The sequence below is a fragment of the Lysinibacillus sp. FSL P4-0201 genome, assembly GCF_038593425.1.
In the GTDB taxonomy this organism is placed as follows: Bacteria; Bacillota; Bacilli; order Bacillales_A; family Planococcaceae; genus Lysinibacillus; species Lysinibacillus capsici.
In genome coordinates this window covers 4,441,234-4,455,770 of the sequence record NZ_CP151995.1, presented here as the reverse complement: position 1 = coordinate 4,455,770, position 14,537 = coordinate 4,441,234, and the positions used below count along the sequence as shown (strand labels likewise).

At 42.7% G+C, this 14,537-nt stretch carries 8 protein-coding genes, 6 tRNA genes and 3 rRNA genes; 16 read left to right on the top strand and 1 reads right to left on the bottom strand.

What is annotated here, in order from left to right:
- The first annotated feature begins 132 nt into the window (after positions 1 to 132).
- From MKY76_RS22465 to rrf, 3 genes are all read left to right on the top strand, one after another.
- Positions 133 to 1,684 (top strand): 16S ribosomal RNA (locus MKY76_RS22465).
- Between the two features lie 181 nt (positions 1,685 to 1,865).
- Positions 1,866 to 4,793 (top strand): 23S ribosomal RNA (locus MKY76_RS22460).
- A 69-nt stretch (positions 4,794 to 4,862) separates the two neighbouring features.
- A 5S ribosomal RNA gene (rrf, locus tag MKY76_RS22455) occupies positions 4,863 to 4,978 on the top strand.
- The 16S, 23S and 5S rRNA genes sit together here, the layout of an rRNA operon.
- 116 nt (positions 4,979 to 5,094) lie before the next feature.
- Here the strand turns inward: rrf and MKY76_RS22450 are convergent.
- On the bottom strand, positions 5,095 to 6,681 hold the full coding sequence (locus MKY76_RS22450) for an acyl--CoA ligase (RefSeq protein ID WP_066037912.1): 1,587 nt from the start codon (positions 6,679 to 6,681) through the stop codon (positions 5,095 to 5,097).
- Positions 6,682 to 6,950: 269 nt separating this feature from the next.
- On the opposite strand from MKY76_RS22450, the gene MKY76_RS22445 reads away from it, so the two are divergent.
- The 13 genes from MKY76_RS22445 to MKY76_RS22385 all read left to right on the top strand — a co-directional run bounded on the left by MKY76_RS22445 (position 6,951) and on the right by MKY76_RS22385 (position 14,316).
- Positions 6,951 to 7,027, top strand: a tRNA-Asn gene (locus tag MKY76_RS22445).
- 113 nt (positions 7,028 to 7,140) lie between these two features.
- Positions 7,141 to 7,215, top strand: a tRNA-Glu gene (locus MKY76_RS22440).
- A 55-nt stretch (positions 7,216 to 7,270) separates the two neighbouring features.
- A tRNA-Val gene (locus MKY76_RS22435) sits at positions 7,271 to 7,346 on the top strand.
- Positions 7,347 to 7,364: 18 nt separating this feature from the next.
- Positions 7,365 to 7,448: transfer RNA gene (locus MKY76_RS22430), tRNA-Tyr, on the top strand.
- 14 nt (positions 7,449 to 7,462) lie between these two features.
- Positions 7,463 to 7,537 (top strand) — tRNA-Gln (locus tag MKY76_RS22425).
- Between the two features lie 13 nt (positions 7,538 to 7,550).
- Positions 7,551 to 7,623 (top strand) — tRNA-Lys (locus MKY76_RS22420).
- A 185-nt stretch (positions 7,624 to 7,808) separates the two neighbouring features.
- Entirely contained in the window at positions 7,809 to 8,714 is a 906-nt protein-coding gene (gene rocF / locus MKY76_RS22415) for an arginase (RefSeq protein WP_004225412.1), read from the top strand.
- Between the two features lie 133 nt (positions 8,715 to 8,847).
- Complete coding sequence (gene sigW, locus MKY76_RS22410) at positions 8,848 to 9,411, top strand: RNA polymerase sigma factor SigW (protein WP_004225410.1); 564 nt, start codon at positions 8,848 to 8,850, stop codon at positions 9,409 to 9,411.
- Positions 9,412 to 9,424: 13 nt separating this feature from the next.
- Positions 9,425 to 10,051 (top strand): anti-sigma factor, encoded by a 627-nt coding sequence (locus MKY76_RS22405; RefSeq protein ID WP_009370547.1) that lies wholly within the window; start codon positions 9,425 to 9,427, stop codon positions 10,049 to 10,051.
- Between the two features lie 149 nt (positions 10,052 to 10,200).
- Positions 10,201 to 11,037, top strand: a complete 837-nt coding sequence (gene cdaA, locus MKY76_RS22400; protein WP_009370548.1) for a diadenylate cyclase CdaA — start codon at positions 10,201 to 10,203, stop codon at positions 11,035 to 11,037.
- Positions 11,030 to 12,106 (top strand): CdaR family protein, encoded by a 1,077-nt coding sequence (locus tag MKY76_RS22395; RefSeq protein WP_048393928.1) that lies wholly within the window; start codon positions 11,030 to 11,032, stop codon positions 12,104 to 12,106. Before cdaA ends, MKY76_RS22395 begins: the two co-directional genes overlap by 8 nt.
- 214 nt (positions 12,107 to 12,320) lie before the next feature.
- Entirely contained in the window at positions 12,321 to 13,673 is a 1,353-nt protein-coding gene (gene glmM / locus MKY76_RS22390; protein WP_054549733.1) for a phosphoglucosamine mutase, read from the top strand.
- Positions 13,674 to 13,800: 127 nt separating this feature from the next.
- Complete coding sequence (locus MKY76_RS22385; RefSeq protein WP_054549732.1) at positions 13,801 to 14,316, top strand: type 1 glutamine amidotransferase domain-containing protein; 516 nt, start codon at positions 13,801 to 13,803, stop codon at positions 14,314 to 14,316.
- Positions 14,317 to 14,537: the final 221 nt, after the last annotated feature.

Here is a 14,537-nt window from a genome sequence, read left to right as displayed (position 1 = left end):
ACATGAACCTTGAAAACTGAACAAGCAAAACGTAATCAATAAAGTTTTAAGTAGCTAGTTTTGCTAGTGAACAAAACAAAAATTTTGGACATCAAACATGATGCCAGCAAAATTTGAGCTAATCAAATTTCTTTTATGGAGAGTTTGATCCTGGCTCAGGACGAACGCTGGCGGCGTGCCTAATACATGCAAGTCGAGCGAACAGAAAAGGAGCTTGCTCCTTTGACGTTAGCGGCGGACGGGTGAGTAACACGTGGGCAACCTACCCTATAGTTTGGGATAACTCCGGGAAACCGGGGCTAATACCGAATAATCTCTTTTGCTTCATGGTGAAAGACTGAAAGACGGTTTCGGCTGTCGCTATAGGATGGGCCCGCGGCGCATTAGCTAGTTGGTGAGGTAACGGCTCACCAAGGCGACGATGCGTAGCCGACCTGAGAGGGTGATCGGCCACACTGGGACTGAGACACGGCCCAGACTCCTACGGGAGGCAGCAGTAGGGAATCTTCCACAATGGGCGAAAGCCTGATGGAGCAACGCCGCGTGAGTGAAGAAGGTTTTCGGATCGTAAAACTCTGTTGTAAGGGAAGAACAAGTACAGTAGTAACTGGCTGTACCTTGACGGTACCTTATTAGAAAGCCACGGCTAACTACGTGCCAGCAGCCGCGGTAATACGTAGGTGGCAAGCGTTGTCCGGAATTATTGGGCGTAAAGCGCGCGCAGGCGGTCCTTTAAGTCTGATGTGAAAGCCCACGGCTCAACCGTGGAGGGTCATTGGAAACTGGGGGACTTGAGTGCAGAAGAGGAAAGTGGAATTCCAAGTGTAGCGGTGAAATGCGTAGAGATTTGGAGGAACACCAGTGGCGAAGGCGACTTTCTGGTCTGTAACTGACGCTGAGGCGCGAAAGCGTGGGGAGCAAACAGGATTAGATACCCTGGTAGTCCACGCCGTAAACGATGAGTGCTAAGTGTTAGGGGGTTTCCGCCCCTTAGTGCTGCAGCTAACGCATTAAGCACTCCGCCTGGGGAGTACGGTCGCAAGACTGAAACTCAAAGGAATTGACGGGGGCCCGCACAAGCGGTGGAGCATGTGGTTTAATTCGAAGCAACGCGAAGAACCTTACCAGGTCTTGACATCCCGTTGACCACTGTAGAGATATAGTTTCCCCTTCGGGGGCAACGGTGACAGGTGGTGCATGGTTGTCGTCAGCTCGTGTCGTGAGATGTTGGGTTAAGTCCCGCAACGAGCGCAACCCTTGATCTTAGTTGCCATCATTTAGTTGGGCACTCTAAGGTGACTGCCGGTGACAAACCGGAGGAAGGTGGGGATGACGTCAAATCATCATGCCCCTTATGACCTGGGCTACACACGTGCTACAATGGACGATACAAACGGTTGCCAACTCGCGAGAGGGAGCTAATCCGATAAAGTCGTTCTCAGTTCGGATTGTAGGCTGCAACTCGCCTACATGAAGCCGGAATCGCTAGTAATCGCGGATCAGCATGCCGCGGTGAATACGTTCCCGGGCCTTGTACACACCGCCCGTCACACCACGAGAGTTTGTAACACCCGAAGTCGGTGAGGTAACCTTTTGGAGCCAGCCGCCGAAGGTGGGATAGATGATTGGGGTGAAGTCGTAACAAGGTAGCCGTATCGGAAGGTGCGGCTGGATCACCTCCTTTCTAAGGATTATTTCGGAATACAAACCTTGGGTTTGTAAGATTACGTTTTGCGTTCAGTTTTGAAGGTTCATTCTATCTGAATGAAACACTTCAAAACTTGTTCTTTGAAAACTGGATAAAACGACATTGAAATTGTAACAAACACATTTATTTTTTAAGTTTTTTATAGGCTTAATAACTTGGTTAAGTTATTAAGGGCGCACGGCGAATGCCTTGGCACTAGGAGCCGAAGAAGGACGGCACTAACACCGATATGCTTCGGGGAGCTGTAAGTGAGCTTTGATCCGGAGATTTCCGAATGGGGGAACCCACTACGTTTAATCGCGTAGTATCTTGACGTGAATACATAGCGTCTTGAAGGCAGACCCAGGGAACTGAAACATCTAAGTACCTGGAGGAAGAGAAAGAAAAATCGATTCCCTGAGTAGCGGCGAGCGAAACGGGAAGAGCCCAAACCAAGAGGCTTGCCTCTTGGGGTTGTAGGACACTCTATACGGAGTTACAAAAGAGCGAGTTAGATGAAGCGACTTGGAAAGGTCCGCCAGAGCAGGTAAAAGCCCTGTAGTCGAAAGTTCGTTCTCTCCTGAGTGGATCCTGAGTACGGCGGAACACGTGAAATTCCGTCGGAATCCGGGAGGACCATCTCCCAAGGCTAAATACTACCTAGTGACCGATAGTGAACCAGTACCGTGAGGGAAAGGTGAAAAGCACCCCGGAAGGGGAGTGAAAGAGATCCTGAAACCGTGTGCCTACAAGTAGTTAGAGCCCGTTAATGGGTGATAGCGTGCCTTTTGTAGAATGAACCGGCGAGTTACGATTACGTGCAAGGTTAAGCTTTAGAAGGCGGAGCCGCAGCGAAAGCGAGTCTGAATAGGGCGAAATAGTACGTGGTCGTAGACCCGAAACCAGGTGATCTACCCATGTCCAGGGTGAAGGTGAGGTAACACTTACTGGAGGCCCGAACCCACGCACGTTGAAAAGTGCGGGGATGAGGTGTGGGTAGCGGAGAAATTCCAATCGAACTTGGAGATAGCTGGTTCTCTCCGAAATAGCTTTAGGGCTAGCCTCGTGATGAGAATACTGGAGGTAGAGCACTGTTTGGACTAGGGGGCCATCCCGGTTTACCGAATTCAGACAAACTCCGAATGCCAGATATTTATACACGGGAGTCAGACTGCGAGTGATAAGATCCGTAGTCAAAAGGGAAACAGCCCAGACCACCAGCTAAGGTCCCAAAGTAATCGTTAAGTGGAAAAGGATGTGGCGTTGCACAGACAACCAGGATGTTGGCTTAGAAGCAGCCATCATTTAAAGAGTGCGTAATAGCTCACTGGTCGAGTGACGCTGCGCCGAAAATGTATCGGGGCTAAACGATTCACCGAAGCTGTGGATTGACATCTACGATGTCAGTGGTAGGAGAGCGTTCTAAGTGCGTTGAAGTCAGATCGGAAGGACTGGTGGAGCGCTTAGAAGTGAGAATGCCGGTATGAGTAGCGAAAGACGGGTGAGAATCCCGTCCACCGTATGACTAAGGTTTCCTGAGGAAGGCTCGTCCGCTCAGGGTTAGTCGGGACCTAAGCCGAGGCCGATAGGCGTAGGCGATGGACAACAGGTTGATATTCCTGTACCACCTCCTCACCGTTTGAGAAATGGGGGGACGCAGTAGGATAGGGTAAGCGCGCCGTTGGTTGTGCGCGTCCAAGCAGTAAGGCGTGTGTGTAGGCAAATCCGCACACTGTAACGTTGAGCTGTGATGGCGAGTCCGTATGGACGAAGTTCCTGATTTCACACTGCCAAGAAAAGCCTCTATCGAGGTGAGAGGTGCCCGTACCGCAAACCGACACAGGTAGTCGAGGAGAGAATCCTAAGGTGTGCGAGAGAACTCTCGTTAAGGAACTCGGCAAAATGACCCCGTAACTTCGGGAGAAGGGGTGCTCTTGAGCGTGCAAGCGCATGAGAGCCGCAGTGAATAGGCCCAGGCGACTGTTTAGCAAAAACACAGGTCTCTGCAAAACCGTAAGGTGACGTATAGGGGCTGACGCCTGCCCGGTGCTGGAAGGTTAAGAGGAGTGGTTAGCGCAAGCGAAGCTGCGAATTGAAGCCCCAGTAAACGGCGGCCGTAACTATAACGGTCCTAAGGTAGCGAAATTCCTTGTCGGGTAAGTTCCGACCCGCACGAAAGGCGTAACGATCTGGGCACTGTCTCAACGAGAGACTCGGTGAAATTATAGTACCTGTGAAGATGCAGGTTACCCGCGACAGGACGGAAAGACCCCGTGGAGCTTTACTGTAGCCTGATATTGAATTTTGGTACAACTTGTACAGGATAGGTAGGAGCCAGAGATCTCGGAGCGCCAGCTTCGAAGGAGGCGTCGGTGGGATACTACCCTGGTTGTATTGAAATTCTAACCCATGCCCCTTAGCGGGGCAGGAGACAGTGTCAGGCGGACAGTTTGACTGGGGCGGTCGCCTCCTAAAAGGTAACGGAGGCGCCCAAAGGTTCCCTCAGAATGGTTGGAAATCATTCGTAGAGTGTAAAGGCACAAGGGAGCTTGACTGCGAGACCTACAAGTCGAGCAGGGTCGAAAGACGGGCTTAGTGATCCGGTGGTTCCGCATGGAAGGGCCATCGCTCAACGGATAAAAGCTACCCCGGGGATAACAGGCTTATCTCCCCCAAGAGTCCACATCGACGGGGAGGTTTGGCACCTCGATGTCGGCTCATCGCATCCTGGGGCTGTAGTCGGTCCCAAGGGTTGGGCTGTTCGCCCATTAAAGCGGTACGCGAGCTGGGTTCAGAACGTCGTGAGACAGTTCGGTCCCTATCCGTCGTGGGCGTAGGAAATTTGAGAGGAGCTGTCCTTAGTACGAGAGGACCGGGATGGACACACCGCTGGTGTACCAGTTGTCTTGCCAAAGGCATCGCTGGGTAGCTATGTGTGGACGGGATAAGTGCTGAAAGCATCTAAGCATGAAGCCCCCCTCAAGATGAGATTTCCCATTACGCAAGTAAGTAAGATCCCTCAAAGACGATGAGGTAGATAGGTTCGAGGTGGAAGTGTGGTGACACATGGAGCTGACGAATACTAATCGATCGAGGACTTAACCAAAACGTTTGAAGCATTCAATGCACCGTTTATCCAGTTTTGAAAGAGCAAATCTTTCAATTAAATACAAAGTCTAGTGATGATGGCAAAGAGGTCACACCCGTTCCCATACCGAACACGGAAGTTAAGCTCTTTAGCGCCGATGGTAGTTGGGGGCTTCCCCCTGTGAGAGTAGGACGTCGCTAGGCGCAAAAAGTCGCTACTGATACACTCAGTAGTGGCTTTTTTTTTGAGCCGATTATTTATTTATAAATACATAAAAGAAGGCACCCATTGAGGATGCCTTCTTGTTTTGATACTTAACTTAATGCGTATGAACTGTAGTAGCTCGCAGTTCGATACGGCGAATTTTCCCTGATGTCGTTTTTGGTAACTCATCAATAAAGACGATACTACGAGGGTATTTATAAGGGGCTGTTAACGCTTTTACATGCTCCTGTAGCTCCTTTGTTAACTCCTCTTCATTACATTCTTTGAAGCCTTCTCGTAAGATAACAAATGCCTTTACAATATGCCCCCTAATTTCATCTGGCGCAGCTACAACTGCACATTCTTGTACAGCTTCATGTTTGTTTAATGCATCTTCAACTTCAAATGGTCCGATCGTATAACCAGATGAAATAATAATGTCATCTCCACGACCTTCAAACCAGAAGTAACCGTCTTCATCACATTTTGCTTGATCACCTGTAATATACCAATCCCCACGAAATGCAGCTTGTGTGCGCTCTGGTTCTTTATAATATTCTTTAAATAAAGCTGGTGAAGATTTGTGAACAGCAATATCACCAACTTCTCCAACTGGCGCTTCATTCCCTTCATTGTCGATAATACGTACAATATTACCTGGAGTTGGAACACCCATAGATCCAGGACGTAATTCTGTGTTTTCGAGTGTACCAATTAATAATGTGTTTTCTGTTTGTCCATAGCCGTCACGTACTTTTAGTCCAAAATGATTCATAAATGTTTCGATAACTGGACGATTTAAAGGTTCACCAGCAGAAACGGCACTACGTAGAGATGATAGATTGTAGTCTTGTAAATTATCGATTTTCGCCATAATTCGGTATTCAGTCGGTGTACAACATAGAACATTAACTTTTTCATCCTGCATTAATTGAAGATAGGTTTTTGCATCGAATCCACCATGATAGACAAATGCAGTAGCACCGAGCATGATTGTGGATAAAAAAGGACTCCATATCCACTTTTGCCAACCAGGAGCAGCTGTTGCCCACACGAGGTCTCCTTCACGTACACAAAGCCATTTTGAAGCTGCAGTTCTAATATGTGCATATCCCCAGCCATGTGAATGAACAACGCCTTTAGGTTTACCAGTTGTACCAGATGTATAAGAAAGGAATGCCATGTCATCACGTGTAGTAGCTACGGCTGTAAATGTAGCTGGCTGGCTGCTTGCTAATTCATCTAAAGAAGTCCAATCTCCTTTCGCAGCACCGATCACTAGTTTATTTTTCAATGCGTCTACAGAAGAAGCAATTTGATCAACTTCACTAGTAAAAGCCTCATAAGCAATAACTGCACTAGCAGAAGAATGTTCCATCCGATATTCTAAATCGCTTGCACGTAGCATCTCTGAACATGAAATGGGTACGATACCAGCCTTTAAGCAGCCTAGAAAAACGAAATAGGCTTCTGGAAGTCGAGGAATAATAACTAATACACGATCACCTTTTTGAAGCCCCTTCTCCGTAAAAGCGTTTGCGTATTGATTCATTTTTTGGTTAAGCTCCACATAAGAAACTGTACGTCTCTCTTGTTGTGTATTTAACCAACGTATTGCTTGGCGATCACTATCTTGCGAAAATTTTTCTAATTCCTCTGTGATGTTATAAAATTCAGGTGCAATTAAATCATTTGATACCATCTTGAACATCCTCCCCCAGAAAATTTGATAGAAAATTCATAAAACTATTTTTATTTTAACAATTACAATAATATACAGCAAGAATATTTAGTACGTTAAATAGAAATATTAGAATTAATAGAGAACTATTATGCTTTCAAACGAATATAGGAGCATACTTCGACAAAAAATATAAAAATTTTCACAAAATGTGTTGCATTATTTATAATGCTTGCTATAATAATAAATGTACTTAAGAGGTTGTCTAAAACCAAAGTGAATAGCATTGTTCCGAAGTAGCTCAGTTGGTAGTAGCACCTGACTGTTAATCAGGTTGTCGCAGGTTCGAGTCCTGCCTTCGGAGCCATTTTTTTGTCCTTTTTTCAAATGCTATAATACATAAAAAAATTTGTGGAAAAGCATTGCAATTATTAATGAAAAATGTTATTATAATTCTTGTCTTGTTTGAGACATAATATTGGCCCCTTGGTCAAGTGGTTAAGACACCGCCCTTTCACGGCGGTAACACGGGTTCGAATCCCGTAGGGGTCACCATTTAAAACATAGGCTTTATAAAGAATATAAACTGTGATATAACACCTGTTTCTATGGAGGATTAGCTCAGCTGGGAGAGCATCTGCCTTACAAGCAGAGGGTCGGCGGTTCGAGCCCGTCATCCTCCACCATTCTTATTGTGTTATTTCGGAGGGGTAGCGAAGTGGCTAAACGCGGCGGACTGTAAATCCGCTCCTTAGGGTTCGGCGGTTCGAATCCGTCCCCCTCCACCAGTTTTATAAATGATTGGGGTATAGCCAAGCGGTAAGGCAACGGATTTTGATTCCGTCATGCCTAGGTTCGAATCCTAGTACCCCAGCCATTTTTTCTTTTATGAGCCATTAGCTCAGTTGGTAGAGCATCTGACTTTTAATCAGAGGGTCGAAGGTTCGAGTCCTTCATGGCTCACTTTTTTAGAATGAAAATTATTCAAAAGTGTTATATTAACTACAGATAACTAATCTCTTGCTGAAAACAGTAGGAGATTTTTTTATGTTATTTATAAATGAATAAATATACAACTTTTTGTCGAGTTGAGCCAAGTGGTATGTAGGCTTTACAATAATCTTATAACTTTTAGGGGGTATAAAAACATGAATAAACTTAATATTTCTATTATTGGAGTACCAACAGATTACGGACAAACACGCCGTGGGGTAGATATGGGACCAAGTGCTATTCGATATGCAGGTATTGTTGAACGTTTAGAGGCTATCGGACACGATGTACAGGATCAAGGGGATATTCGTGTTAGTCAAAAGCTTGCTGACGGAGCTGTGGATGAAAAATTACTAAATTTAGAGGAAGTTGTAGATGTTAGTACTGCATTAGCAAATAGTGTGCATGAAGTAGTGGAACAAAAGAAATTCCCACTCGTATTTGGTGGAGACCATAGCATTGCTATTGGAACATTAGCTGGATTAGGTGAGCATTACAAAAATCTCGGTGTTATCTGGTATGACGCTCATGCAGATTTAAATACACCTGAAACAACACCTTCAGGCAATATACATGGGATGCCGTTAGCTGTTAGTATTGGGCTAGGACATGAACGTTTAGTGCAAATTCGCAACTATGCTCCAAAAATTAAGCCAGAAAACGTGATTATTATTGGAGCTCGTTCAGTAGACCCAGGAGAACGTGAATTGATACGTCAACAAGGAATTAAAGTATATACAATGCATGAAATCGACCGACTTGGCATGACACGTGTGATGGAAGATGCACTTGCTTATTTAAAGGAACGAAATGTTGATGGCTTACATTTATCACTTGATTTAGACGGATTAGATCCACTTTATACGCCAGGTGTGGGTACACCAGTTCCAGGCGGAATTACGTACCGAGAAAGCCATTTAGCAATGGAAATGTTACAAGAATCAGGCATGGTAACTTCAGCAGAGTTTGTAGAGGTAAATCCTATATTAGATGAAAAGAATACAACAGCAAATGTGGCTGTTGCATTAATGGGATCTTTATTTGGCGAAACACTAGTTTAAAGAAAATTTGACAAAAAATTGCCTGTTGCCACATTGCATAAAAATCTTTTGCTATAATTGAATTAAAACGAAACTTTTCTTATTGGTGCTTCGTATAGTATAAGACAGTTGTAAAGGTGGAGAAGTCAACACAATGGATGCGTTAGTAAATAAGAGAATAAAACAAGTGCTTAAAGGCGATCAAAACGCATTTGCCGATATTGTGAGTCTCTATCAGCACAAACTGTACCAAGTATGCTATCGAATGTTAGGCAACAAACAAGAGTCTGAAGACATTGCTCAAGAGGCTTTTGTGCGAGCTTATATGAACTTGCATACATTTGATCAGAAAAGAAAGTTTTCAACGTGGCTTTATCGCATAGCGACAAACCTCTGCATTGACCGTATTCGAAAAAAGAAACCGGATTATTATTTAGATGCAGAAGTAGCTGGTACAGAAGGGCTTGATATGTATTCGCAAATCGCAGCAGATGACCAGCTACCAGAGGAGCAGTTAGAACAAATGGAGCTGCAAGATCGCATTCAATATGAAATTGGACGATTGCCGGATAAATACCGTTCGGTTATAGTATTGAAATATATAGAAGAGTTATCGTTACAAGAGATTAGCGAGATTTTAGATATGCCGCTTGGAACGGTGAAAACGAGGATTCACCGCGGACGTGAGGCATTACGTAAGCAATTAAACAATCTGTAGGAGGGGGAGCGTCATGAATACTTGTCCAGAGCATATTATAGACTATATGCATGATTATTTAGACGGTGACATTAGTCGTGAGCATGAGCAAGAGTTGAAACAACACTTGCATACATGTAATGATTGTAAACAGTTGATGCAAGAATTGAGTGAAACAATCGCCTTTGTGAAGAGTGCTTCCCACATTACAGCGCCTCCGAGTTTTGAAGCAGCAGTTATGGCTCGTTTACCAAAACCAAAAAGTCGAGTAGGTATACAAAAATGGATTCGCCGGCATCCGTTCTTTGTGGCAGCAGCAGTATTTTGCTTATTCATGAGTGCTACATTATTGGGTAGCTTCATGGATGACCAGCATTTCTCGGTGACCAAGCAACCTAATTTAGTTGTGGATGGTCAAACAGTGATTGTCCCTGAAGGAGAAGTGGTAAAAGGCGATATTGTTGTGAAAAATGGCGATTTGATTGTTGAAGGTGAAGTTGATGGCAACGTCACAGTAATCAACGGGCAATATATGGCATCTTCAGCGGTAGTTTCAGGGAGAATCGAAGAAATTGACGAAGTATTTGAATGGTTATGGTATACAATTAAAAATTCTGTTAAGACAGCCATGACATTTGAGGAAAAAGAAGAAACTAAATAACACTCTATACGTCCTAAAAAATAGTGCACGTGAGAGGCTGAAAGGTCTACTCTTCTGAGTAGACTTTTTATTTGAAAAAAGTTACATTTGATAAGAATGTGATATACTTGAATGTGTATGGATTCGTAATGAAAAGTGGGGGATGCCACGTGCAAATTATCGAACATTTCACGGATTTAACACCTGTGAATATTGTTATTAACTTCATTGATGTACTGCTCGTTTGGTACGTTGTTTATAAAGTCTTAACCCTCATTAAAGGTACGAAGGCTGTCCAATTACTTAAGGGAATATTCGTCATTATTATTGCACGAATTGCAACAGACCTTTTAGGGTTACAAACACTTGGCTGGATGCTACAACAAGTTATTGAGTTTGGTTTCCTAGCGATTATTATTATTTTCCAACCTGAAATCAGACGTGGTTTAGAACAAATTGGACGAGGAAAGCTATTCCAACGTTCATCAAGTCAAGAAGAAGAAGAACAAACAAGACTTATTGAGGCTATGAAGAAGTCTGTAAGTTATATGGCTAAACGTCGAATAGGTGCGTTAATTTCTATTGAAAAAGAAACAGGTCTTAATGAATATATTGAAACAGGTATAGGGCTAAATGCTGAAATTTCATCAGAATTACTGATTAATATCTTTATACCAAATACCCCGCTACATGATGGGGCTGTTATTATGCAAAAAGATAAAGTTACAGCAGCGGCTTGTTATTTACCTTTATCTGAAAGCCCATTTATTTCAAAAGAGTTAGGGACACGCCACCGTGCTGCTCTTGGCTTAAGTGAAGTTACAGATGCTATTACAATTGTTGTGTCAGAAGAAACAGGCGCAATTAGTATAACATTAAATGGTAATCTCCATCGAAATCTATCTCTAGAGGAGTTTGAAACATTATTAAGAAAAATGTGGTTCGGATCAGTACAAGAATCAAATGCATCCTCTAAGTTGACTTGGAGGGGGAAAAAGAATGGATAAAATGATGGATAGCCCTTGGGTACTTAGAATCATCGCGCTATTTTTAGCGTTTTTGCTTTTTTTCTCAGTGCGTACTGAGTTGTCACCTTTAAATAAAGCTACCTCAAATGAACAAACGGATGTTATTCGTGATGTTCCAGTGGATGTTTATTACGATAATGAGAATCTTATTGTGACAGGTTTACCTGAAACTGTGGATGTAACGATAGAAGGTCCCATGGCATTGGTTTTAAAAGCAAAGGGAGCTAAGGATTTTTCTATATTTGCGGATTTGAGCAATTTATTGCTGGGAGAGCATGATGTAAAACTGCAATACGAAAATATTTCAGAAAAGTTAAAGGTGACATTAGACCCTGCAACTGTTCATGTGAATATTGAGGAAAAGGTCACGCAGGAGTTCCGAGTGGACCCTGAAATGAACAAACGTTTAATCGAAGAAGGTTTTATCTTAAAAGAAATGACGGCCAACCCGCCAACTGTTTATGTAACAGGTGCAAAAAGTGCTATTGAAAGCATTAGTTATGTAAAAGCAACTGTTACAGGAGAGCAGGGCTTGAAGCAATCATTCACGCAGGAAGCAGCTGTAAAAGTATTAGATAGAGATTTAAATAAGTTAGACGTGACTATTGAACCTGAAATTGTGAAAGTTCAAGTAGATATAGCGGAGTATAGTCGAGAGATCCCAGTTGTCCTTAAGGAAACAGGGCAAGCTGCCGAAGACATTACCATTAACTCATTAACATTTACACCGAAAATGATCAAAGTGTATGGTAGAAAATCAATTATTGACAGTTTAACATCCATTCCAATAACAGTTGACCTGTCAAAAATTACTGAGTCCAAAACTTATGAATTTGATGTAAAATTACCAGATGGTGTGACAAAAATATCTGACAAGAAAATAAAAGTGAAGGCAGATATTACAAAGGTTGAACAAGAAGAACAGCAGAAAACACCAGCTTCTACAGAGGAAACGCCACCTCCAACTGAAGAACCTGATGTGACAGATGAGAGTACTACAACTGATAAAAATACGTCAACTGAGGAATCGGAAGATATTGATTCTTAAACAATATGTGACTATAATTTTATTTTGATTCTAAATCAAAAATCCAATCAGGTTTGTAATTCAGGTTTCATCAAACAAACTGGCAGAGTGGAATATTAATAATTACCAATGAAATGAACAAAAGCAGACTTTTCCAAAAGTAAGCGGACAAGTGTCTAATGCTTGATAGAAACTCACTAGGCACTGTCTTGCATTGAAGGAGAGAATAAGTAGAATGGGTAAATATTTTGGAACAGATGGCGTCCGTGGCGTCGCGAATAGTGAATTAACACCAGAATTTGCATTTAAACTTGGTCGTATAGGCGGCTATGTTTTAACAAAAGATGCAACTGACCGTCCAAAGGTTTTAATTGGTCGTGACACACGTATTTCAGGCGAGATGCTTGAAGGTGCACTTGTGGCTGGTCTTTTATCAATTGGGGTAGAGGTAATGCGTCTGGGTATTATTTCAACACCAGGTGTGGCATACCTTACTCGAATTATGAGCGCAGATGCAGGCGTCATGATTTCAGCTTCACATAACCCAGTTGCAGATAACGGTATTAAATTTTTCGGTCCTGATGGCTTTAAGCTAACAGATGCACAGGAAGCGGAAATTGAAGCGTTAATTGATGCGCAAGAGGATACATTACCACGTCCTATAGGAGCAGATTTAGGATCTGTAAGTGACTATTTCGAAGGTGGTCAAAAATATATTCAATACTTAAAGCAAACAGTGGATGAAGAATTTGATGGTATCCATGTAGCGCTTGATTGTGCACATGGTGCAACTTCATCTTTAGCTACACATTTATTTGCTGATTTAGAAGCTGACATTTCTACAATGGGTGCTTCTCCAACTGGCTTAAATATCAATGATGGTGTAGGCTCAACACATCCAGAAGGACTAGCTAAATTTGTTACTGAAAAAGGTGCAGATGTTGGTTTAGCCTTTGATGGCGATGGAGACCGTTTAATTGCTGTAGATGAAAACGGAAAAATTGTTGACGGTGACCAAATTATGTTTATCATTGGTAAGCATTTAAATGCGGTGGGGCGTTTAAAGAAGCAAACAATTGTTTCAACAGTAATGAGCAATATGGGCTTCTATAAAGCTGTGGCTGACAATGGTATGCAAAGTGTACAAACAGCTGTAGGTGATCGTTATGTTGTGGAAGAAATGCGTGCGAATGAATACAATTTAGGTGGCGAGCAATCAGGGCATATCGTCTTTCTAGATTTTAATACAACAGGTGATGGCTTACTGACAGGAATTCAGCTTGTCAACATTATGAAAGCGACGGGTAAAAAGCTTTCAGAACTTGCAGCTGAAATGAAAATCTACCCTCAGCGTCTTGTCAATGTGCGTGTAACAGATAAGCATGCTGTGACTGATAATGCGAAAGTAGCTGCAGTAATTGCAGAGGTAGAAGCTGAAATGGCTGGAAATGGTCGTGTTTTAGTACGTCCTTCAGGTACAGAGCCATTAGTACGTGTCATGGTGGAAGCAGCAACAGAAACGGATTGCGAGCGTTTTGTAGAACGTATTGCAGATGTTGTACGTGTAGAAATGGGCCTAACAGAATAAGAAATAGAGTGTAAACCCGATTTCCGTAAACAGGAAATCGGGTTTACTTATTTGAAAGGAATGTTTTAAATAAGCGAGATGGGGAACAGTAATTAGGAGTCACAATAACAAGGAGTGTTTAATTGATATGGCTAAAATTGCTACAGTTATAACAGATATGTTTGAGGACATTGAGTTTACAAGCCCTAAAGAAGCTTTGGAAGCAGCTGGGCATCAGCTAGTAACAATTGATATCGAAGCAGGCAAGGAAGTTAAGGGTAAGCATGGAGAGTCCGTGAAAATTGATAAAGGCATTGATGAAGTAAAAGCTACAGATTACGATGCATTATTTATTCCTGGTGGTTTTTCTCCCGATATATTACGTGCGGATGATCGTATAGTAGCATTTGCAAAGTCCTTTATGGATGAAATGAAGCCTACCTTTGCCATTTGTCATGGACCACAACTTCTTATTACTGCAAAGACATTAAATGGGCGTGACGCCACAGGTTATAAATCCATCCAAGTGGATTTAGAAAATGCAGGGGCAATCTTCCATGATGAAGAAGTATTTGTCTGTCAAAAACAGCTTGTAACAAGTAGAACGCCAGATGATCTTCCTGCATTTAATAGAGAAATTGTTAAATTATTAGACAGTAAATAAAGGATAGGCACAAGCATTTTAAATGCTTGTGCCTAATTTCTATTACAATGCTTATCAAAGTGCTTATGTATCGCTTTGTCTACATATTTGTCACGAAAAAGCTTTAGGACTAGGTGTTTTTTATAACGAAAATTTGACGGATAGCATATGATTGAGTATGATGGAGAAGTTGAAGATGAGGTCCGACCTTATCCTTTAACGAACGCCTAAGGAGGGAAGAA